General features: G+C 72.0%; 18 protein-coding genes and 2 tRNA genes. 9 read left to right on the plus strand and 11 right to left on the minus strand.

The features are described 5' to 3' along the window. Window positions 1-151 precede the first annotated feature (151 nt). The 4 genes from E5083_RS28390 (at window position 152) to E5083_RS28405 (ending at window position 3,395) form a co-directional block, all read left to right on the plus strand. Window positions 152-931, plus strand: a complete 780-nt coding sequence (locus E5083_RS28390) for an HAD-IIA family hydrolase (RefSeq protein ID WP_135788545.1) — start codon at window positions 152-154, stop codon at window positions 929-931. Between the two features lie 118 nt (window positions 932-1,049). Continuing rightward, window positions 1,050-1,643 carry a hypothetical protein gene (locus E5083_RS28395; protein WP_167513657.1) on the plus strand — a complete coding sequence of 198 codons (594 nt, stop codon included), beginning with the start codon at window positions 1,050-1,052 and terminating at the stop codon, window positions 1,641-1,643. Window positions 1,644-1,655: 12 nt separating this feature from the next. Next, the gene (locus E5083_RS28400) at window positions 1,656-2,309 is read left to right on the plus strand and encodes a class F sortase (protein WP_135788546.1); all 654 of its coding nucleotides are present in this window, start codon (window positions 1,656-1,658) and stop codon (window positions 2,307-2,309) included. Window positions 2,310-2,414: 105 nt separating this feature from the next. Next, window positions 2,415-3,395 carry a glycoside hydrolase family 6 protein gene (locus tag E5083_RS28405; RefSeq protein WP_135788547.1) on the plus strand — a complete coding sequence of 327 codons (981 nt, stop codon included), beginning with the start codon at window positions 2,415-2,417 and terminating at the stop codon, window positions 3,393-3,395. Between the two features lie 9 nt (window positions 3,396-3,404). Here E5083_RS28405 and glxA read toward each other — a convergent pair whose 3' ends face one another. The 3 genes from glxA to E5083_RS28420 form a co-directional block, all read right to left on the minus strand. Further along, the gene (gene glxA / locus E5083_RS28410) at window positions 3,405-5,339 is read right to left on the minus strand and encodes a radical copper oxidase GlxA (RefSeq protein WP_135788548.1); all 1,935 of its coding nucleotides are present in this window, start codon (window positions 5,337-5,339) and stop codon (window positions 3,405-3,407) included. Beyond that, entirely contained in the window at window positions 5,336-7,213 is a 1,878-nt protein-coding gene (locus E5083_RS28415) for a glycosyltransferase family 2 protein (RefSeq protein ID WP_135788549.1), read from the minus strand. The genes glxA and E5083_RS28415 overlap by 4 nt, the downstream gene beginning before the upstream one ends. 367 nt (window positions 7,214-7,580) lie before the next feature. Continuing rightward, window positions 7,581-7,654, minus strand: a tRNA-Lys gene (locus tag E5083_RS28420). Between the two features lie 186 nt (window positions 7,655-7,840). Between E5083_RS28420 and E5083_RS28425 the strand changes: the two genes are divergently transcribed. The 3 genes from E5083_RS28425 (at window position 7,841) to E5083_RS28435 (ending at window position 11,113) form a co-directional block, all read left to right on the plus strand. After that, on the plus strand, window positions 7,841-9,133 hold the full coding sequence (locus E5083_RS28425) for a peptidoglycan-binding protein (protein WP_135788550.1): 1,293 nt from the start codon (window positions 7,841-7,843) through the stop codon (window positions 9,131-9,133). An 87-nt stretch (window positions 9,134-9,220) separates the two neighbouring features. After that, window positions 9,221-10,339 (plus strand): SPFH domain-containing protein, encoded by a 1,119-nt coding sequence (locus E5083_RS28430; protein WP_135788551.1) that lies wholly within the window; start codon window positions 9,221-9,223, stop codon window positions 10,337-10,339. A 159-nt stretch (window positions 10,340-10,498) separates the two neighbouring features. Further along, window positions 10,499-11,113, plus strand: coding sequence for a lytic polysaccharide monooxygenase auxiliary activity family 9 protein (locus tag E5083_RS28435; protein ID WP_135788552.1), 615 nt, complete (start codon window positions 10,499-10,501; stop codon window positions 11,111-11,113). A 303-nt stretch (window positions 11,114-11,416) separates the two neighbouring features. Here E5083_RS28435 and E5083_RS28440 read toward each other — a convergent pair. The 7 genes from E5083_RS28440 to E5083_RS28470 all read right to left on the minus strand — a co-directional run bounded on the left by E5083_RS28440 (window position 11,417) and on the right by E5083_RS28470 (window position 16,448). Beyond that, window positions 11,417-11,490, minus strand: a tRNA-Lys gene (locus tag E5083_RS28440). An 86-nt stretch (window positions 11,491-11,576) separates the two neighbouring features. Beyond that, complete coding sequence (locus tag E5083_RS28445) at window positions 11,577-12,335, minus strand: IclR family transcriptional regulator (protein WP_135788553.1); 759 nt, start codon at window positions 12,333-12,335, stop codon at window positions 11,577-11,579. Between the two features lie 120 nt (window positions 12,336-12,455). Then, window positions 12,456-13,229, minus strand: a complete 774-nt coding sequence (gene ehuA / locus E5083_RS28450) for an ectoine/hydroxyectoine ABC transporter ATP-binding protein EhuA (protein WP_135788554.1) — start codon at window positions 13,227-13,229, stop codon at window positions 12,456-12,458. After that, window positions 13,219-13,869 (minus strand): ectoine/hydroxyectoine ABC transporter permease subunit EhuD, encoded by a 651-nt coding sequence (gene ehuD, locus E5083_RS28455; RefSeq protein WP_135788555.1) that lies wholly within the window; start codon window positions 13,867-13,869, stop codon window positions 13,219-13,221. The genes ehuA and ehuD overlap by 11 nt, the downstream gene beginning before the upstream one ends. Continuing rightward, window positions 13,866-14,510: an ectoine/hydroxyectoine ABC transporter permease subunit EhuC gene (gene ehuC, locus E5083_RS28460; RefSeq protein WP_135788556.1), complete on the minus strand. Its 645-nt coding sequence runs from the start codon at window positions 14,508-14,510 to the stop codon at window positions 13,866-13,868. Before ehuC ends, ehuD begins: the two co-directional genes overlap by 4 nt. Continuing rightward, window positions 14,507-15,436 carry an ectoine/hydroxyectoine ABC transporter substrate-binding protein EhuB gene (gene ehuB / locus E5083_RS28465; protein WP_135788557.1) on the minus strand — a complete coding sequence of 310 codons (930 nt, stop codon included), beginning with the start codon at window positions 15,434-15,436 and terminating at the stop codon, window positions 14,507-14,509. The genes ehuC and ehuB overlap by 4 nt, the downstream gene beginning before the upstream one ends. A 64-nt stretch (window positions 15,437-15,500) precedes the next feature. Next, a complete protein-coding gene (locus E5083_RS28470) occupies window positions 15,501-16,448 on the minus strand; it encodes a D-2-hydroxyacid dehydrogenase (protein WP_135788558.1) in 948 nt (315 codons plus the stop codon). A gap of 230 nt (window positions 16,449-16,678) precedes the next feature. Between E5083_RS28470 and E5083_RS28475 the strand changes: the two genes are divergently transcribed. Both E5083_RS28475 and E5083_RS28480 read left to right on the plus strand, forming a co-directional pair. Beyond that, entirely contained in the window at window positions 16,679-17,410 is a 732-nt protein-coding gene (locus tag E5083_RS28475; RefSeq protein ID WP_135788559.1) for an aspartate racemase/maleate isomerase family protein, read from the plus strand. Between the two features lie 95 nt (window positions 17,411-17,505). Next, window positions 17,506-18,594, plus strand: a complete 1,089-nt coding sequence (locus tag E5083_RS28480) for an LLM class flavin-dependent oxidoreductase (RefSeq protein ID WP_135788560.1) — start codon at window positions 17,506-17,508, stop codon at window positions 18,592-18,594. On the opposite strand, the gene E5083_RS28485 is transcribed toward E5083_RS28480, so the two are convergent. Then, window positions 18,573-20,384 carry a putative bifunctional diguanylate cyclase/phosphodiesterase gene (locus tag E5083_RS28485; protein ID WP_135788561.1) on the minus strand — a complete coding sequence of 604 codons (1,812 nt, stop codon included), beginning with the start codon at window positions 20,382-20,384 and terminating at the stop codon, window positions 18,573-18,575. The genes E5083_RS28480 and E5083_RS28485 overlap by 22 nt on opposite strands. Window positions 20,385-20,453: the final 69 nt, after the last annotated feature.

A 20,453-nucleotide genomic window follows, 5' to 3' on the forward strand; every position in this document is an offset into this window, starting at 1 on the left:
CCAGCCTCCCCGACACCCCAACGCCCCTGACCCCAAGCCCCCCACCTCCCCCAACACCCCAACCCACCCCACCCCCACCCCCCGCAACCCCTCCCCCCTAACTACCCTGGACCCCTCAGCCGTCGGCAGACACTCGCTGGAGGATGTACGTATGGCAGACCGCAGGCCCATCGAGTCATGGCTCACCGACATGGACGGCGTTCTGATCCATGAGGGGGTGCCCATTCCCGGCGCCGACGCGTTTTTGAAGAAGCTGCGGGAGGCCGAGCGGCCGTTCCTGGTGCTGACGAACAACTCCATCTACACGGCGCGCGACCTGCACGCCCGGCTGAAGCGGCTGGGCCTGGACGTGCCGGTGGAGAACATCTGGACGTCCGCGATGGCCACCGCCCAGTTCGTGAACGAGCAGCGGCCCGGCGGCAGCGCGTATGTCATCGGCGAGGCCGGGCTGACCACCGCGCTGCACGACGTCGGCTACATCCTCACCGACCACGACCCGGACTTCGTGATCCTGGGCGAGACCCGTACGTACAGCTTCGAGGCCATGACCAAGGCGGTCCGGCTGATCAACGACGGCGCGAGGTTCATCGCCACCAACCCGGACAACGTCGGCCCCTCCACCGAGGGCGCGCTGCCCGCCACCGGCTCGGTCGCCGCGCTGATCACCGCCGCGACCAAGAAGAAGCCGTACTTCGTCGGCAAGCCCAACCCGCTGATGATGCGGGCCGGCCTCAATGTGCTCGGCGCGCACTCCGAGACCTCCGCGATGATCGGTGACCGCATGGACACCGACGTGCTTGCCGGACTGGAGGCCGGGATGCGGACCTTCCTGGTGCTCACCGGTGTCACCCAGGCGGACGAGATCGACCGCTACCCGTTCCGCCCGTCCAAGGTCGTCGACTCCATCGCGGACCTCGTAGACCTCGTCTGAGCTGGGAAGATGCCCGGCGCCTCAAACCCGGTCCCACCCATACGGAGCAATCGGACGCCCTGTCCGGATGCGGGTGCGCACCGGACGGGGGAACCTCCCACTATCTGGAGGTTTCACGATGGGCTCACTTCGCCTCACTCTCTGTTCCGGAATCATCGCCGCCACCGCGTTCACCCCGTCGGCCGCCCACGCGGCGGACGGCGGCGGCACGCACGGCACCGGCGGGCTCACCGTGGCCCCGGCGGTCCCGCTGCCCGGCACCGACGTGTCGCTGCGGGTGCGCGGCTGTACGGCCTCGCAGGGCACGGCGGTCTCCAGCGCGTTCGTCTCGGACGCCCGGCTGACCGGCGGCCAGGGCGACCTGTCCGGCGAGACCCGCGTCCGCACCTCCCTCAAGGCGGGCGCGTACGACGTGCGGATCACCTGCGCCGACTACTCGTTCACCGGCCGGATCAGCGTCGACGAGGCCGGGTCCGGCACCCGCCCGGACTCCGACTCGGGACCGGACACCGGGCCCTCCCCCGTCGCCCCGGTCCACGCGGGCGGCGGCGGTACGGCCGCCGGGGCGGACACCAGCACGCTGTTCGCCACCGTGGCCCCCACCGGCTCGGGACCCGGCGCCGCCCAGGCCCTGACCGGGCTGGCCCTCGCCGGCTGCGCGGCGGTGACGGTCGGGGCGCTCCGGTCCCGCCGGAGCCGGAACGACGGCTGAGCGGGCGCCGGGATGCCCGAGGAGCAGGGGCGTACCACCGGCCGGACGGTCACCGCCGTGGCCTGGGCCGTGCTGCTGCTCGGACTCTGGCTCTGGGGGCGTGACGTGACCGGGCTGCCCGACAGCCCGGCCGGCACCACGCACGGCGACGTCGCCGGACTCAATGGCGTCACCCTGCCCGCCCCGGCGACCCCGCTGCCCGACTCCGCCCCGCAGCGCGTCGACATCCCCCAACTCGCCATCCAGGCACCGGTGGTGAAGCGCGGGCTGGACAGCCGGGGCGCCATCGACCCGCCGCCCTTCGACCAGCCGGGGGTGGTCGGCTGGTACGGCGCCGGGACCGCGCCCGGCGCGAACGGCACGGCGCTGCTGGTCGGCCACGTCGACACCGAGACCCGGCCCGCCGTCTTCTACCGGCTCAGCACCCTCGAACCCGGCGAGACCGTCCGGGTGGTCCGCGCGGACGGCAAGGTCGCCCGGTTCACCATCGACGACGTCGAGGTCCTCCCCGCCGACCACTTCGACGCCACCCGCGCCTACGGCACCCGCCACCCCGGCCGCGCCGAACTCCGTCTGATCACCTGCGGCGGCACCTACGACCGCACCACCCGCGCCTACACGGCCAACGTGGTCGTCTCCGCGTACCTCACCGGTACCGGAACCTGAACACCCCTGACAATCAAGGGCGTTGGCTTCCACGTCTGGCCATGTCCGGCACGGCCGGTATGCCACGATTGGCCCTCCGGAGCGAATGCGCCCAGGGGGAAACGCATGGACGGGAAATGGGGGACCCGCGCGTCCGTGGTGCTGCTGGGGGCGGCACTGCTGACGGCCGGGTGTTCATCGGGGGACGGCGCCGGGGGAGCGCCGGTCACGCAGCGGTCCAGCCCCTACTGGGTCAACCCCGACGGCAACGCCGCCCGCCAGGCCGCCGCCTACGAGAAGGCCGGCCGGAAGACCGAGGCCGCGCGGATACGGCGGATCGCCGAGCAGCCGGTGGGGGAGTGGCTCGGCCCCGAGAACCCGGAGGGGGAGGCGCGCGGGTACACCGAGGCCGCCGCCAAGTCCGGCCGTACCGCCCTGCTGGTCCTCTACAACATCCCGCACCGCGACTGCGGCCAGTACTCGCGAGGGGGCGCGGCCGACGGCGCCGCCTACCGGGCCTGGGTCGACGGGGTCGCGCGAGGCATCGGCGACCGTGCCGCCACCGTCGTCCTCGAACCGGACGCCCTGCTCCACCTGGTGGACGGCTGCACCCCTGAGGAATTCCACGAGGAGCGCTACGACCTCCTGCGGGGCGCGGTCACCCGGCTCGCGACCCTGAAGCACACCAGGGTCTACCTGGACGCGGGCAACGCGGGCTGGGGCCACCCCGACCAGATCTTCGCTCCGCTGAAGTCGGCCGGGGTGGAGGACGCCGACGGCTTCGCCGTCAACGTCTCCAACTTCTACTCCACGACGGACTCCGTCACCTACGGCAAACGCCTCTCGGCCAAGGTGGGCGGCAAACACTTCGTCATAGACACCAGCCGCAACGGCAACGGCCCGTACACCGAGGGCGCCCCCGAGGAACGCTGGTGCAACCCACCGGGCCGGGCCCTGGGCGAGCCTCCGACCACCGACACAGCGGACCCCCTGGTCGACGCCTACCTGTGGGTGAAACGCCCAGGAGAGTCGGACGGCGAATGCAGGGGCGGCCCGAAGGCAGGCCAGTGGTGGCCGGAGTACGCCCTGAAGTTGACCGAGGACTAAAGCCGAGGACTAAGGGACCCGTACCCACCGCCCCTTCGACGGCGTCCCCTGATCGTCAACCACGAACAGCATGTACCACCCCGCCTGCACCAGATTCCGGTTGGACGGCACCCGCACAGTCACCCGGTCCCCCGAAACACTGAACCCCAGCGCGATGGACCGCTGATCCACATCCGTCACATGCGTGGCCGCACTCGGCCGGATCAACCGCACCTTCCGAATGCTCGACGCATGCTGCGAGACGAACGTCCCCGACCCACCCCGCGCGATCCGCTCCGGCCCCGCGCCCAGCGACGGCCGCGAACCCCGGTACAGATAGGGCGGCGTGTAGATCTCGATCCGCTGCTCGAAGCTCCCCGGCCGGGTGTTCGCCCGGTCCCCGTACAGCGGGTCGGAGCCGAAGAACATCACCCGCCCGTCCGGCAGCAGGATCGACCCGGAGTGATAGTTCCGCCCCACCAGCGGATCGGCGACCCGCGTGAAACGGCCGCTGTCCGGGTGGTAGATCCGCGCCTGGAGGATGTCGGAGTCCCCCCGCCCCCGGTAGTCCTCCGAACCCCCCGACACCAGCACGGTGTCATCGGGCAGCACGGACGCCTGCGGATACCGCGTCCCCTTCTCCAGCGAGGGCCCGTCCACGAACCGCGGATCGGATGCCTTGAGGTCGATCAGCCGGGTCTTCCTGCTGGCCAGCGCCGACTCCCCGACCCCGCCCCCGCCGATCACCAGATACCGCTCGTCCTGCGCCGGAGGCAACAGCACGGTGCCCGAGGTCTCCAGCCGGTCGGGATCGCTCAGCCCCGGCAACTCGGTGAACTCGTTCGTGCCCACGTCCCAGACGCCGGGCTTGCGGCCCACGTCGTCGGGCCCGTACCCCGCGTTGGAGCCCGAGTAGAAGACCTTGCCGTTCTGCATCAGGAACAGCGCCGGGTAGGTCGGGAACTGCCGAATCGTCGGCGTGTACGCCCACTTCTTGGTCGCCGGGTCGAACACCTCGTTCTTGCCCGGCACCAACTGCCCGATGTCGTCGAGCCCCGAGACGCTGAGCACTTTGCCGTCCGACAGGGTGGTGAGCGTCGGGTACCAGCGGGCCTCGTTCATCGGGTCGACCTTGATGTACCGCTCGGCCACCGGATCGAACTCGAAGGCGTCGCGGATGCCCTGGAAGTCCTTCTTGTCGAGCGCGAGCTTCTGCGCGATGCCGTACGTGTTGCGCGCCTCGGCGCCGGTGAGCCCGCGCACCCGGTAGTTGTCCTGGGTGCCGGTCTCATACTTCGTGCCGCTGCGCTGCGCCTCGACGTAGATCCGGCCGAGACCGGGGTCGTTGCGCAGGAAGCGGCCCGCGCGGTCGAAGACCTTCTTCGCACGCGGGACGAGCACCGGGTCCCTGGAGACGAAGGTGCGGCCGTTGCTCCGTCCGGTGAACCGGGTGCCGGCGGGCAGCGTGACCGGGCGGTCCGGGTTCTCGTTGTGGACGATCATCAGGCCGCCCGCCTTGGTGACATCGCCCTTGAGCTTCTCGTACCGCTTGGTGCCGCCCGCGATCAGCAGTCTGCCGTCGGCCAGTTGGGTGTGGCCGGTGCAGAACAGGTCCTTGGGCGTGGGGATCTTCTTGACCGTGCCCCTGACCGGGTCCCAGAGCCGGGTGTCGAACTTCTTGGCGTCGAAGTTCTCCTGCTTGTTGCCCGACCCCGCCACCAGCAGCACCTTGCCGGTACGCAGCAGCGCCGCGTGGATGGTGTCCTGGCGGTACTCCTCGGGGAACTCCACGATCTCCCAGCGGCCGTTGGCGGCCTTGTACTCCGGCCTGTCGATCTCGTACCGGTGGTACCGCTCGGTGCCGAAGCGGTAGAGCCAGGGCCCGTTCATCCCGGCCAGCGCGAGGACCACCACGGCGCCCATCCCCAGTCGGCGGGCGCGGCGGCGGCCGGTGAGGTCCCTCATGCGTCCCGTCCCCCCGGCCCGCCGACGGCGATCCGCAGGGTCTGCTCGCTGTCACGGGCCGTGCGCTGCACCGGGACGCGCGGCGCGGGCTGCGGTTCCGGCACGGACTCGGCGGCCGCACCCGGCGCACGCTCACCCCGCAGCGACCACCCCCAGACCAGGATCGGCGAGGCCGTGATCAGCAGGGCGAAGGCCGCCCAGGTGATCATCGCCGGGTGGGCGTGGTCCAGCGCGAAGCCGGCGGTCAGCGAGCCCGCGAAGACCGCGATGAAGAACCAGTGGATGCGGAACGTCCCGAACAACGTGTCCGGGCTGGCCGAGTCGCCCTTGGGGGTCACCACGAAGCCGCTCCTGCGGCGCAGCACCGCGTCCAGCAGCGAGCGGGCGTAGACCGGCGCGGAGAGCGCCGACATCATCATGCCCGCGATCCCGCCGGACCCCTCCGGTTCGTGCGGGGAGACGTTGTGCCGCCGGTTCCAGAGGTAGAGGCCGATCTGGAGCGCGGAGGCGTTGCCGTACAGCATCAGCCAGACGGTCGGGTCGATGTTCACGCCCGAGGCGCCCAGGCCCAGGAAGAGCGCGCAACTCAGGGCGGCCAGCATCCAGTTGAGGGCGGACATCGGGTAGAACACGATCATCAGCGTGTAGTTGAGGAGCTTGCCCGGCGGCAGCGTGCCGAAGCCCCTCCAGTACTGCTTGAGGATCGTCTCGTACGTCCCCCGCGACCAGCGGAGTTGCTGGGTGAAGAAGTCGGTCCAGGCGTTCGGGCCCTCGCCCACCGCGAGCACGTCCGGGGTGTAGACCGAGCGCCACTTGCGGCCGGTGGCCGGGTTGGTGGCCCGGTGCATCTCGAAGCCGGTCGCCATGTCCTCGGTGATCGAGTCGTACAGCCCGCCGATCTGCTTGAGCGCGCCGATCCGTACCGCGTTGGAGGTGCCGACGAACATCGGGGCGCCGTAGCGGTTCCCGGCGCGCTGGATCAGCGCGTGGAAGAGGAACTGCTGCGACTCGGCGGCCTTGGTGACGAACGTGTCGTAGTTGCCGTACACCTGCGGGCCGATGACGAAGCCGACGTCCGGGTCGCGGAAGTAACCGAGCATCCGCTCCAGGTAGTTGGGGAGCGGGACGTGGTCGGTGTCGACGGAGGCGAAGAAGTCGTAGGCGTCGCCGTGCGCGTCCAGCCAGGCGTTGTAGTTGCCGTGCTTGGTCTTCGCGCGGTGCGGGCCCGAGGGCTGGTTCCACTTCGCCACGCCCTTGCGGCTGAAGTGGCGGACGCCGAGCCGGGCGCAGACCTCCTTGACGGCCGGGTCGTCACCCTCGTCCAGCAGCCAGACGTGCAGCAGGCCCCGGTGGCGCAGCCGGACGGCCGCCTGAAGGGTCCGGGTGACCATCTCCAGCGGCTCCTTGCCGGGCACGAAAGAGGTCAGGAAGGCCACGCGGGTCCCGGCCTCTGGCACCACCGGCACCGGGTCGCGGGCGACGAGGGTGGCGTGCGCGTTGGACAGCACGTTCAGACAGCGGAAGAACTCGATCAGGCCGATCGAGACCAGCATCAGGGTGTCCAGCGCCGGCAGGAAGCCGTAGGCGGGGTAGTCGCGCTCGGTCCAGTGCTCCGGCTGGAGCAGCCAGCCCAGCAGGACCAGCGAGAGCAGCGGGGCGGCGCCCAGCATGAGCGCGGCCCGCACCCGGTGCGGCTCCTGCGAGAGCAGCGAGCGGTAGCGGACGGTGTACGGCCGGCCGTCGGGCGGCTGGGTGAGCGGGCCGGCGAGGCGGCTGTAGTGCTCGTAGTCGTAGCGCGGCAGGCCCTTCGCGGTCCGGCCGGGCCGGTGCGCGACGGTTCCCGGTCTGGTGGTGCGTGACGGATCGTCCGTCATGAGTCATCCCCCCACACGCGCGGGTCGGCGCGTGTTTCGTCAGTCCTTCCGCCCGCGACGGACCTCCCCAGGCCGGCGCGGGCGACGTCATGGCATGCGACCGTGACCACGCCCTGACTCACCGTGAGCAGGGCAGGGAACGGCGATGCTCCGGTCGCGGCGCGAGATGGCCCCCCTGGGCGCGGTGCGCGACCGGTACTTCCCCCCAACTGCCGTGTTTCCACGGCATCGTGGACAACAGGGTTCTACGCCGACGAGCATGATCGCAAGATGCGAAACCTGTTGTTTACCGGTCAAAACCGTTCATTGCGGTGAACGGAAACGCAAGCAGGCCCCCCGCGTGAACGGGGGGCCTGCTCGTTGTCTGTGCGCCGCCAGGGACTCGAACCCCGGACCCGCTGATTAAGAGTCAGCTGCTCTAACCAACTGAGCTAGCGGCGCCTGCTGACGGGAAAACTCTACAGGACCCGCCAGGGTGCTCCTGACCGCCTCGGACGGCCCCGCCGGGGGCCCCGCGCGGGGGTGTGCACCATTCGGACCGTCAACATGCGCGTCACGCGGACAGTTGTGAGACTGATCAACGTGCACACACGCGGACATATCCACCCCGAATGTGAGGCAGATCGCATGGCGGCTCCGGTGTTCGAGGAATTCGATCCGGTGAGCGACTGCGACTGCCTCGGCTGCGTCCGGTGGCGGCGGCTCGCCCCCCGCCCGGCGTCCGCCCGTACCGGAGGCCGCCCGGCCGCCCGGAGCGCCGTGGTCATGGCGGCCGCCGCGTCCGCCGTGCTCGGCGCGGCCCCCGCGGCCGGCGCGCTCGCCCAGGCGCCGCCCCCGCACGCGGCCCCGCACCGCCCCGGCGCCCCGGCGGCGGACGGGGGCTCCGCGACCCCGCAGGGCGGCACCGCACCCCTGCACGGCCCGGCCGGCTCACCCGCCCGGCCGCAGACCAAGACCCCCGCCACCACCCGGACGGCGATCATCAACCGGGCCAAGCAGTGGGTCACCGCGCAGGTGCCGTACAGCATGACCGCGTTCTGGTCGGACGGGTACCGCCAGGACTGCTCGGGCTATGTCTCCATGGCCTGGGGGCTGCTCTCCAACGAGTGGACGGGCAGCCTCGGCCAGTTCGCGGTGAAGATCACCAAGGAGGAACTCCAGCCCGGCGACATCCTGCTCTTCCACAACACCGCCGACCCCCAGGGCGGCTCGCACGTCGTGATCTTCGGCGGCTGGACCGACTACACCCACACCGCCTACACGGCGTACGAGCAGACGCCCCCGCACACCCGCCGCCAGAGCACGCCCTACCCCTACTGGAACAACACCAGCAAGTACGTCCCCTACCGCTACAAGGGCGTGACCGCGGGCACGGCGGGCGCCGAGCCGACGGCCACCCCGGTGCCCTTCCCCGGCACCAAGTACTTCGGGCCCGGCGCGAACAACAAGTACGTCACCCAGCTCGGCGAGATGCTGGTCGCCCGGGGCGGCGGCCCGTACTACTCGACGGGGCCCGGCCCGGTCTGGGGCGAGGCCGACCGGCGGGCCACCCAGGCGTTCCAGCGGGCCCAGGGCTGGACCGGCACCAACGCCGACGGGCTGCCCGGCCCGCGCACCTGGGAGCTGCTGGTCACCGGCACGGGCAAGGACATCGCGGCCGGCTCGGCGGGCCCCGGCGGCGTCCCGGCCTTCCCCGGTAAGCAGTACTTCAAGGCGGGCGCGAACAACGCCTACGTCACCCAACTGGGGCGGCAACTGGTGAAGAAAGGATTCGGCAGCTTCTACGCCACCGGACCCGGACCCCGCTGGAGCGAGTCCGACCGGCGTGCCGTCGAAGCCTTCCAGCGCGCCCAGGGCTGGCGCGGCGGAGCGGCGGACGGCTATCCGGGCCCCGAGACCTGGCGCCGGCTGTTCGGCTGAGGCGCCCGGTCACCTCCGGGTCCCGCGTCCGCGCGCGGCCCGGCATCCCCTGTCATGACGCACCCGGCGCGGAGGCTGGAGGCACCCATGAGCACCACCACACCCCACACACACGAGCCCGAGGAACACCCGGAGAGCCTGCCGGGCGGCGCGGGGACGGCCGTCCGGCCGCCCCGGCTGATCCACAACGAGGCGACCACCGAGATCCCCGTCCACTTGCTCTTCCGCGACGAACCCGCCCCCGAGGCGCGGCGCCCCGCCGTGGTGAACCGCCGCCGGGGCACCGGCGAACAGCCCCGGCAGGTCCGCCCGGCACCGGTCCGCAGACGCCCCGAACTGCGCCCCGACCCGGACCTCCAGGAGCGCCCGGCGCGGGTGCTGCCCGGCGCGGCCGGGGTGCTGGCCGGGCTCGGCGGGGTCGCCGGGTGCCTCGCCACCACCTGGTGGGCGGGGGTGCTGCCCGGCGAGGTGCTCGGCGCGCATCCCGGCGCGGGGCTCGGTGCCGCGCAGTGGGCGGCGTACGCGGGCACCGGGGCGCTGGGGCTGCTCGGGTTCGGCGGGCTGGCGCGCGGACGCACCGGGCGGGCCTGGGTGCTGGGGCTGTTCGGCCGCTACCGGGGGACCGTACGGCGCACCGGGCTGCTGTGGATCAACCCGCTGCTCAGGCGGCGCCGGGCCGATGTGCGGCTGCGGCACTGGCGCAGCGGCGCGGTGCCGGCGGCCGACGCGAACGGGGTGGCGCTGCGGGTGGTGGTGCTGGTGGTGTGGCGGGTGCGGGACACCGCGCGGGCGCTGCTCGGCATCGAGGAGCACGAGACCTACCTGCGCGAATGCGTCGAGTCGGCCCTCGCGCGGGTCCCGGTGGAGCTGCCGGGCGGGGCGCGCAGCGGGGCGGACGCGGCCGGGGACGCGCTGACCCGGCTGGTCGCGGCCGACGTGGCGCCGGTCGGGGTGGAGGTGTTCTCCGTGCAGCCGGTCCGGGTGGAGTACGCGCCCGAGGTGGCCGCCGCCATGCAGCGCCGCCGGATCGCCGCGCTCGACGCCCAGCAGCGGGCCACCATGCTCAGCTCGGTGGTGGACTCGGTCGAGGACACGGTCACCCGGCTCACCACGCGCGGGCTGGTCGAGCTGGACGACTACGAGCGCAAGGCGCTGGTCCGGGACCTCACGGTGGCCTTCTGCTCGGCCCGCCGGGAACCGGCCTGACGCAGGCCGCCGAATGGTATGGACACGTTCAACTCCCGGCAATAATCTGGTACTTGGTCTGGACCTATCGCACCGTCAGCGCATCGCAGCACATCGCACCGCCACCGCACAGCCCGGCTCAGTGAACCTTCCCCCACGACGTTCCCCAGGAGCGGCAGCATGCGTACCAGGACCAGGTTGTCAGCGTTGTCCGCGGCCGTGCTCGGCATGGCCACCGCCGGCGCCTTCGTACTCTCCACCGGCGGCGCCAGCGGCCACGGCTACACCGATCTCCCCGTCAGCCGGCAGAAGCAGTGCCAGAACGGCGCCGTGGCGAACTGCGGCGACATCCAGTGGGAGCCGCAGAGCGTCGAGGGCCCCAAGGGCTTCCCCGGCGCGGGCCCCGGCGACGGCCAGCTCTGCAGCGGCGGCAACAGCCGCTTCGGCCAGCTCAACGCCCCCAGCACCCCCGGCGGCGGCGCCTGGCCCACCACCAAGGTCACCGGCGGCCAGTCGTACACCTTCCGCTGGCAGTTCACCGCCATGCACGCCACCAGCGACTTCACCTACTACGTCACCAAGCAGGGCTGGAACCAGAACCACGCCCTCGCCCGGTCCGACCTCAACCTGACCCCGTTCCTCTCGGTGCCGTACAACGGCCAGCGCCCGCCGTCCACGCTCAGCCACAGCGGCACCCTGCCCCGGGGGCTGACCGGCCACCACGTGATCCTCGCGGTGTGGAACGTGGCCGACACCGCGAACGCCTTCTACGCCTGCTCGGACGTCACATTCTGAGCTTCGCCTGAGGCCGCCGGCCCCACGCCACGGGTACGTGCCGACCCAGGGGGGCCTGATGGAAGCACTGCTGTACTTCGCACGCTCCACCATGTGTACGAGTACACCACCCGCGAGGGCGGGAGGTTCCGGTTCGACGAGACCGGGGGAGACTCGACCGTGCTGGCGGGCGACCACGTGGTGGTGCGCTATCTCGCAGAGCGGCCACAGTGGGCCACCGCGCTCCAGCCGGCCCGGGGAGGACGCCGAGGACGCCGAAAACGCCGAGGGCGGATCGGTTTCCCGACCCGCCCTCGGCAGATGTGCGCCGCCAGGGACTCGAACCCCGGACCCGCTGATTAAGAGTCAGCTGCTCTAACCAACTGAGCTAGCGGCGCATGACTCCCGCCTTCCGCTTTCGCGGCCGGCGACAGAGAAAATACTACCCGGTCCCCGAGGGTGCTCCGGACCACCTCCGGACCACCTACAGCGCCAGCGAGAGCAGGACCGGGGCCGCGTGCCGGTTGAGGGCGTCCGCCGCCCGGCGCAGCCGGTGCGCGCGCTCCACCGGCAGCGACACGGCCAGGCAGCCGACGGACGCCCCGGCCGTGATCGGGACGGCCGCGCAGACCGTGCCGACCGCGTACTCCTGGAGGTCCAGCACCGGGACCGTGGGCGGCTGGGACTCCAGCCGGGACAGCAGCAGCCTGTCGCTGGTGATCGTCCGCGAGGTCAGCCGGGCCATCCGGTGCCGGGACAGATGGTCGCGCCGGGCGTCGTGGTCGAGCTGGGTCAGCAGGCTCTTGCCGACGGCGGTGGCGTGCGCGGAGGAGCGGAAGTCGACCCACTCGTTGACCGCGGGGGCGCCCGGCCCGGCCGCGTACTGGGTGACCCGTACCTCCCCGTCCTCGTACCGGCTGATGTAGACCGCCGCGCCGACCGAGTCGCGCAGCCGGTCCAGGGTCTGCTGGAGCTTCTCGCGCAGGGCGCGGTCGTGGCCGTGGGCGGAGGTGAGGCGGCGCAGGGTGTCGCCGGTGATCCAGGCGCCGTCGGCGGTCTGCTCGACGTACCCCTCGCGGCGCAGCATGCGCAGCAGGGCGGTCAGCCGGCCGGGGTCCAGGCCGGCCTCGCGGGCCAGCCCGGCCGCGTCGGCCCCGGCGGGATGGCGGGCCACGGACTCCAGCACGCGCAGGGCGTCCTGCGCCGAGTGGTACGGGGCGGTCGGCTCGTGCGTCAGTGCCACGGTCTTCCCCCTGCGCTCGCTTCCTCGGCCGTGCGATCCGGTCGGCGGATCGCTTCCACGGTACCGGCCAACGGGCGGACGCGGAGGGGTAGTTGACAGCCGCCTCCGCGCCCCGCTCGGCTACAGCACCGCGCTCAGGAATTCCCGCGTCCGCTCCTGCTCCGGGTCGCCGAAGATCTTCTCCGGCGGCCCGGACTCCACCACCCGGCCCTGGTCGAACATCAGCACCTGGTCGGAGATGTCCCGCGCGAACCCCATCTCGTGGGTGACGCAGAGCATGGTGATGTCGGTGCCGCGGGCGATGTCGCGCAGTACGTCCAGCACGCCCGCGACCAGCTCCGGGTCGAGCGCGCTGGTGACCTCGTCCAGCAGGAGCACCCGCGGCCGCATGGCGAGCGCCCGCGCGATGGCGACCCGCTGCTGCTGGCCGCCGGAGAGGCGGGTGGGCCGGGCGTCGAGCTTGTCGGAGAGCCCGACCAGCTCCAGCAGCTCGCGCGCCCGCGCCTCCGCCTCGTCCCTGGACAGCCCGAGCACCTGGACCGGGGCCTCGGTGATGTTGCGCAGCACGGACATGTTCGGGAACAGGTTGAAGTGCTGGAAGACCATCCCGATCTTCTTCCGCACCTCCCGCACCTGCTTCTCCGGCGCCGGAAACAGCGCCTGGCCGTCCACGGTGATGGTGCCCTCGTCCGGCTGGGTGAGAGTCATCAGCAGGCGCAGGATCGTGGTCTTGCCCGACCCGGAGGGGCCGATCAGGGTCACATGTCTGCCCGCGGCCACGGAGAAGTCCAGGTGGTCGAGGACCGTGTTGGGGCCGAAGCGCTTGGTGACCTGCTCCAGCCGGATCAGCTCACCGGACTGGGTCTGCTTCGGCAGGGTGATGTCAGCGGACAAGGCGTCGCTCCAGTGCTCGCAGGAGAAGGGAGGCCAGGTAGGACAGGACGATGAAGGCCACGCCGATCACGGTCAGCGGCTCGGTGAACTGGAAGTTCTGCTGCGAGAACAGCCGGGCCCGGCCGAGCATCTCCAGCACGGTGATCACCATCAGCATCGGGGTGTCCTTCAGCATGGAGATCACGTAGTTGCCCAGTGCCGGAATCACCCGGCGCAGGGCCTGCGGCAGGATCACCGCGGTCCAGGTCCGCCGCCGGGGCAGGCTCAGCGCGGTCGCCGCCTCCCACTGGCCCACCGGCACGGCCTCGATCCCGGCCCGGTAGACCTGCATGGTGTACGTCGAGTAGTGCAGCCCGATGGCGAAGACACCGGTGGTCAGCGCGGAGAAGGTCACGCCCCACTCGGGCAGCACGTAGAACAGGAAGAACAACTGCACCAGCAGCGGGGTGTCCCGTACGAACTCGGTGACCACACCCACCGGCCAGCGCACCCAGCGCGAGGGCACCCGCATCAGCAGCGCCCACACCAGCCCCAGTGAGAACGACAGCAGCGAGCCCAGCGCCACCACCTGGAGGGTGACCAGCAGACCGTGCCAGAAGTACGGCATGAAGTCGCTCACGGCGTTCCAGTCCCACGTCATGCGACACCACCCTTCAGCCGCTTCTCCAGCGAGCGCATCAACCGGGTCAGCCCGAACGCGATCACGAAGTAGATGAGGAGCACGTACGTGTAGATCTCCGCGCTCTGCTGGAGGGCGAGCCGCACCAGGTTGGCGCTGAAGGCGAGGTCGCCCATGCCCATCACCGACACCAGCGCGGTGCCCTTGAGCAGCTCGATCAGCAGGTTGGAGAAGGGCGGAATCATCTCCGGCACCGCCTGCGGCAGCAGGATCAGCCGCATCCGCTGCCAGCCGGTGAAGCCGAGCGCGATCCCGCCCTCGCGCTGGGCGGGGTCGACGGCGTTCAGGGCGCCGCGCACGATCTCCGACCCGTACGCGCCGTACGTCAGGCCGAGTGCCAGGGTACCCGCCCACAGCGGGACGAGCTGCCAGCCGAAGGCGATGGGCAGCACGAAGAACACCCAGAAGATCATCACCAGCGCCGAGGTGCCGCGGAACACCTCGGTGTACAGGCCCGCGAGGAAGCGGACGAGCCGGCGCCGGTCGGTGCGCGCGATGCCGACGGCGAAGGCCACCGCCGACGCCAGCAGCGCGCTGAGTACGAGGAGCTGGACGGTCGTCCAGACGCCCCGCAGGACGAGTTCCCACAGTCCCGAGGTCATCCGCCGCACAGCTCCTTCGCGGTGAGGTCCGTCATCTCCGCCTGGGTGAACCCGAACGGCTTCAGGATGCGCAGCAGTTCACCGGTGCGCTTCAGCTCGCGCAGCTCGGTGTTGAAGGCGTCCCGCAGCCGGGTCTCGACCGGCCGGAACGCGAACGCGCCGCCGTCGACGTGCGGTTCGCCCTCCACGAGCGGGGCGAACGGCTCGGTGGACTCCGCCTTGCGGGACTTCTTGACCACCTCGCGGGTGGTGAGCGCCGTACCGGCGAACACGTCGACCCGCCCGGCCTCCACCGCGTTCAGCCCGGCGACCTGGTCCGGCACGATGAGGATGTCGCTCTCCTTGTAGCCCGCCTCGACCGCGTACTGGATCTCGGCGTACCCGGCGCCGGTAGCGAACTTCGCCTTCTTCTTCACCACGTCCTGGTAGGAGCGCAGCCCCTTGGGGTTGCCCTTGCGGACGATGAAGGCGTCCTTCATCTGGTAGTCCGGGTCGGCGAAGATGACCTGGCGGCAGCGCTCGGCGTTGACGTACATCCCGGCGGCCACCACGTCGAACTGCTGGGAGTTCAGGCCCGGTATGAGCGAGCCGAACTCGGTCGGCACCGGCTGCACCCGCTCCACCCCGAGCCGCTTGAAGATCACCCTGGCGAGTTCCGGCGCCTCCCCGGTGAGGTTGCCGTCCCGGTCGATGAACCCGAAGGGCACCTCACCGGCGATTCCCAGCCGTACGACACCCTGCGCGCGCAGCCGGTCCAGCAGCTCCCCGCCCTTCCCACCGGAGTCGGCCGCCACCCGCGTACACCCCGTCGCCCCCAGCGCTCCCACCCCGCCCAGTGCCAGGGCGCCCAGCAGCACCGCCCGTCTGTCTCTCAGGCGCACCGGCGGCCGGATTCTTTCCGTGTCCTTGCCAAGTCGAGAAGCCATGGCGGCGCCGCTACCCAGGGCCGCACGGGTCATGCGCGCCGATTTCCCGCCATGGAGCGGGAGTTCAGTGGCCCGGAACGTAACCGCGCTTCTTGTCCACCACGTTGACCAGCGGTCTTCCGGCCGCCCAGCGCTCGAACAGGTCCACGAACTGGGCGCCGAGTTCGTCCCGCCAGCCGACCGTGTCGCCGCTCATGTGCGGGGAGACCAGCAGACCGGGCAGGTCCCACAACGGGCTGTCGGGGGGCAGCGGTTCGGTGGTGAAGGCGTCCAGGGCGGCGCCCGCGATCCAGCGTCTGCGCAGCGCCTCGGCGAGGGCGGACTCGTCCACCAGCTCGCCCCGGCCGACGTTGACGAAGACGGCCGAGGGCTGCATCACCCCGAAGCGGTGCGCGTCGAACATGCCGCGCGTCTGCTCGGTGAGCGGGGCGGCGGCGATCACCCAGTCCGCGCGGGCGATCAGCCGGTCCAGGTCGGCCGGTCCGTGCACGCCGGTGCGCGGCACCCGGCCCACCAGCGCGGGTGTCACCCCGAGCGCCTTCAGGGTGGCGGCGATGGCCCGGCCGATCGGCCCGGAGCCGACCACACAGGCGCGGGTGCCGGCCACCCGGCGGGTCTCCCGGTGCCGCCAGACGCGGTCCCGCTGGAGGCCGACCGTGCGGGGGAGGTCCTTGGCGGCCGCCAGCACCAGCGCGGCCACGTACTCGGCCATCGGCTGGTCGAAGACACCGCGCGCGTTGGTCACCACCGTGTCGGAGGCGGCCAGTTCGGGGCAGAGCAGATGGTCCACGCCCGCGCTCGCCGTGTGGACCCAGGCCGGGCGTCGCCCCTTGCCGGGCCAGGCGTCGCGTACCGCCCGCGAGCGGAAGTCCCACACCAGCAGCACGTCCGCCTCCGGCAGCAGCGCGGCCAGCCCGGCGTCGTCGGTGTGCAGCACGCGGGCGCGCCCGGTGAGCCGGCCGAGTCTCGGCGGCGGATCGGCGCCCAGCACCAGCAGGGTGGGGAGGGTCATCGGCCTGCCATCTCCCCTCTCCCCGCGCGCTCGCCCCACGCTGGCACGGGGGCCCGGTGCCGTCAACGGGCCGCGCCCCGAGGGGACGATCCGGCTTGTGCTGGGTACCCGAACCGGGAGCGGGGGTGCCCGTACCGCCGTGCGGGCCACACGGGGCGCCCTCGCGGGAAGCGGGGGAAGACGCAGGGGAGATCCCTGAACAGACCGTGGACGAAGACAGAAAGGCCGACATGACAGCGATCGGATTCCTCTGCCCGGGCCATCGCGGCGAGGACGACTACCCGCGCATCGAGCAACTGCTCGCCGGCGCGGTGCGGCTTGACCTGGTGCACACCGGCACCGGCGAGGACGCCCACGCGGTGGACCCGCTGCACGGCGCGGACTTCGCCGGACGGCTCACGGCGGCCATGGAGGGGCTGCGGCTGACCGGCGCCGAGGCCGTGGTGTGGACCAGCCCGGCGGGCGGCTTCGCGCACGGCTGGAAGGGCGCGCACACCGAGGCGACGGAACTGGCCCGGCAGGCCGGACTCCCCGCCTCCTCCACCTCGCTGGGCTTCGTGCACGCCGCCCAGGCGCTCGGCGCCCGCAAGGTCGCCGTCGCGCACGCCTACCCGCCGAAGACCGCCGCGCTGCTGAGGGCGTTCCTGGCCGACGGCGGCCTGGAGGTGACCGGCGCCGAAGAGGTGGACGCCCTCACCGCCGAGCGCGCCGCCGACGGAGACGAGGCCGAACTGCTGGCCCTGGCGCGGGCCGCCGACACCCCGGACGCCGAGGCGGTGCTGCTGCCCGACACCGCGCTGCGCACCGCCGCCCACCTGTCCGCGCTGGAGGCCGCGCTCGGCAAGCCGGTGCTCACCGCGTCCCAGGTCTCGGTGTGGGAGGGGCTCCGGCTCGCCGACCGCCGGCTGCACACCGACACCCTCGGCACCCTCTTCACCCGAGAGCCCGTCGTCCAGCTCTGACGTGTGGCTCCAGGGCGGCCCGGGGGAATAAGCGGGGACTGCCTCCTGTTACGGCACGACAGGACAGAGCACGCCGTAAACAGGAGGCATCCACCGTGCCGGCAGACGAGATCCGGGGCGCCGTGCACGGCACCGCCCCCGTCCCCCTCTCCGTACTCGACCTGGTCACCGTGGGCGCCGGGAGCACCGCGAGCGACGCGTTGCGCACCAGCGTGGAGCTGGCCCGCCGCACCGAGGCGCGCGGCTTCCACCGGTACTGGGTCGCCGAGCACCACTCGATGCCGGGTGTCGCCTCCTCCTCGCCCGCCGTCATCCTGGCGAACCTCGCCGCCCACACCGAGCGCATCCGGCTCGGCTCGGGCGGCGTCATGCTGCCCAATCACGCCCCGCTGGTCATCGCCGAGCAGTTCGGCACCCTGGAGGCCATGGCGCCGGGCCGGATCGACCTGGGCCTCGGCCGGGCGCCGGGCACCGACGGGGCGACGGCGGCCGCGCTGCGCCGCTCCGACACCCTGAACGAGGGCGCCGACGACTTCCCGCAGCAGCTCGCCGAGCTGACCCGGTTCCTCGACGACGACTTCCCCGACGGGCACCCCTACGCCCGTATCCACGCCATCCCCGGCCCGGTGCAGGGCAGTACCCCCGGTGGTGTGCAGTCGGCGCACCGGCCGGTGGTCTGGCTGCTCGGCTCCTCCGGCTTCAGCGCCCAACTGGCCGGAATGCTCGGCCTGCCCTTCGCCTTCGCGCACCACTTCTCCGCGCAGAACACCATCCCGGCGCTCGACCTGTACCGGGAGACCTTCCGCCCCTCCGAGGTGCTGGCCGAGCCCTACGCCCTCATCGGCGTCTCCGCGCTCGCCACCGACGACGAGGCCGAGGCGGCCCGCCAGGTGCGCGCAACCGCGCTGAACATGCTCCGGCTGCGCATGGGCCGTCCCGGACTCTTCCCCGACCCCGAGGACGCCGCCCGGCACGAATTCAGCCCGATGGAGGAGGAGTTCGCGGCCTCCTTCACCCGCAACATCGTGCACGGCACCGCCGACGAGGTCCGCGCGGGCCTGGACGACCTCCAGAAGCGCACCGGCGCCGACGAGCTGATGCTCACCAGCCACGCCCACCGCGGCGAACTGCGGCTGCGCTCCTACGACCTGATCGCCGACGCCTACGGCCTGCCCGCCGCGTAACTGCTCTGCACGCCGAGCAGCTCCGTGATGCGGTCCGGCGGCACCGGGCGGGAGTAGAGCCAGCCCTGCCCGGTGTCGCAGCCGATCCGGCGCAGCCGGGTGGCCTGCGCTGAGGTCTCCACGCACTCGGCGGTGACGGTCAGCCCGAGCCGGTGGGCGAGCTGGATCATCGCCTCCACGATCACCTCGTCCGCCGGATTGGCGGTGGTCCCGGCTCCGGCCGGGCCCTCGTACTGGAAGCCGCGTACGAAGGACCCGTCCAGCTTCAGCACCGAGACCGGGAGCCGGCTGAGGTAGGCCAGGTTCGAGTAGCCGGTGCCGAAGTCGTCGATGGCGATGCGCACGCCCATGTCGCTGAGGGCCTGGAGCGCCTGGATCGGACGGCCCCCGGAGCCCATCACGGCCGACTCGGTCAGCTCCAGTTGGAGCAGATGCGGGGCGAGCCCGGTCTCGGTGAGCGTGCTGGCCACGTCCGCGACCAGGTCGGAGTCCCAGACCTGGCGCACCGCCACGTTCACACTGACGAAGATGGGCGGCTCGTCCGGATGGGCGAGCTGCCACTGCCGGGCCTGGCGGCAGGCGGTGACCAGCGCCCAGCGGCCGAGCTGCACGATCGAGCCGTCCTCCTCGGCGAGCTGGATGAACCGATTCGGCGTCAGCGTGCCGAACTGCGGGTGGTGCCAGCGCACCAGCGCCTCCACCCCGCTCAGCCGCCCGTCCTCCATGCCGACCAGCGGCTGGTACTCCAGCGCGAACTCCCCGCGCTCGATGGCCGGGCGGAGCGTGGAGGAGAGGGCCTGCCGGGTGACGCGGTGCGCGTTGCGCTCGGGGTCGAACAGGGTCCAGCGGGCCTTGCCGTCGGCCTTCGCCCAGTACAGCGTGGTGTCGGCGGCCTGCATCAGACCGGTCGCCGTCGTCCCGGCGGTGTGCCGCTCCACCACCCCGATGGACGCGGTCAGCGACAGCCGCCGCCCGGCGAGGTCGAACGGTTCCTCCAGCGCCCGCAGCGCCGAGGCGGCCAGGTCCGAGAGCTGTTCGGTGCCGGTGGAGTCCTCCACGAGCAGTGCGAACTCGTCGCCGCCGAGCCGGGCCACCAGCGGGGCCCCGGCCCGCGCGCCCTCGGTCTCCTCGGCCACATGGGTCAGCCGCTTGGCCACGGCCTCCAGCAGCCGGTCGCCGACGCGGTGGCCCAGGGTGTCGTTGACCGCCTTGAACCCGTCGAGGTCCAGACAGCACAGGCCGATCCGTCCGGTTCCGGTGCCGTCCTCCGGCTCTGCCTCCAGCGCGGCGGAGAGCCGCTCGAAGAACAGGGTGCGGTTGGGCAGCCGGGTCACCGGGTCGTGCATCCGCAAGTGCCGCAGCCGCGCCTGGAGTTCACGGCGGGCGCTGATGTCGGAGACGGACAGCAGGGCGCCCGGCGCGCCCTCGGTCAGCGGAGTGACGGTGATGCGCACCCAAACGGGTTCCCCGTCCGGTTGTTTGAGGCGCCGGGTGCAGCGCAGCCGGTCCTGCCGGCCGGCCAGCACCTCGCGGTAGGCGTGCCGGGTGCGCGGGTCGGGGGCGAGGTCGACGAGGTCGGCGGCCGGGCGGCCGGCCAGTGCCTCGGCGGTTGTGCCCAGCAGCGCTCCCAGCGCGGTGTTGGCGTGCGTGACCAGCCCGTCCGGGGTCACCACGGCCATGGGGAGCGGGGCCGTGGTGAAGACCCGGTGGTAGGTCATGTGGTCACCGTCGGTCACGGCTGACCGGTCGAGGTCTGCCGCGGGCGTCGGCCCTTCGGACGTTCCGCTCACCGCTCGCTCCCGCAGTGCACTCGATCCCTGTCCGTGCCGGAAAGTGTGCCGATCATAGAGGCTGGTCCC

Origin of the sequence: Streptomyces bauhiniae (assembly GCF_004784475.1) — a bacterium.
GTDB classification, from domain to species: Bacteria; Actinomycetota; Actinomycetes; order Streptomycetales; family Streptomycetaceae; genus Streptomyces; species Streptomyces seoulensis.

Bases quoted from the DNA above. Each gene is read 5' to 3' on its own strand.
- ehuD (WP_135788555.1), bottom strand. From the start codon at position 13,869: ATGACGTGGGACTGGAACGCCGTGAGCGACTTCATGCCGTACTTCTGG.
- E5083_RS28475 (WP_135788559.1), top strand. From the start codon at position 16,679: ATGACAGCGATCGGATTCCTCTGCCCGGGCCATCGCGGCGAGGACGAC.
- E5083_RS28395 (WP_167513657.1), top strand. From the start codon at position 1,050: ATGGGCTCACTTCGCCTCACTCTCTGTTCCGGAATCATCGCCGCCACC.
- E5083_RS28425 (WP_135788550.1), top strand. From the start codon at position 7,841: ATGGCGGCTCCGGTGTTCGAGGAATTCGATCCGGTGAGCGACTGCGAC.
- E5083_RS28415 (WP_135788549.1), bottom strand. From the start codon at position 7,213: ATGACGGACGATCCGTCACGCACCACCAGACCGGGAACCGTCGCGCAC.
- ehuB (WP_135788557.1), bottom strand. From the start codon at position 15,436: ATGGCTTCTCGACTTGGCAAGGACACGGAAAGAATCCGGCCGCCGGTG.
- E5083_RS28390 (WP_135788545.1), top strand. From the start codon at position 152: ATGGCAGACCGCAGGCCCATCGAGTCATGGCTCACCGACATGGACGGC.
- E5083_RS28400 (WP_135788546.1), top strand. From the start codon at position 1,656: ATGCCCGAGGAGCAGGGGCGTACCACCGGCCGGACGGTCACCGCCGTG.
- E5083_RS28435 (WP_135788552.1), top strand. From the start codon at position 10,499: ATGCGTACCAGGACCAGGTTGTCAGCGTTGTCCGCGGCCGTGCTCGGC.
- E5083_RS28405 (WP_135788547.1), top strand. From the start codon at position 2,415: ATGGACGGGAAATGGGGGACCCGCGCGTCCGTGGTGCTGCTGGGGGCG.
- glxA (WP_135788548.1), bottom strand. From the start codon at position 5,339: ATGAGGGACCTCACCGGCCGCCGCCGCGCCCGCCGACTGGGGATGGGC.
- ehuC (WP_135788556.1), bottom strand. From the start codon at position 14,510: ATGACCTCGGGACTGTGGGAACTCGTCCTGCGGGGCGTCTGGACGACC.
- E5083_RS28430 (WP_135788551.1), top strand. From the start codon at position 9,221: ATGAGCACCACCACACCCCACACACACGAGCCCGAGGAACACCCGGAG.
- E5083_RS28470 (WP_135788558.1), bottom strand. From the start codon at position 16,448: ATGACCCTCCCCACCCTGCTGGTGCTGGGCGCCGATCCGCCGCCGAGA.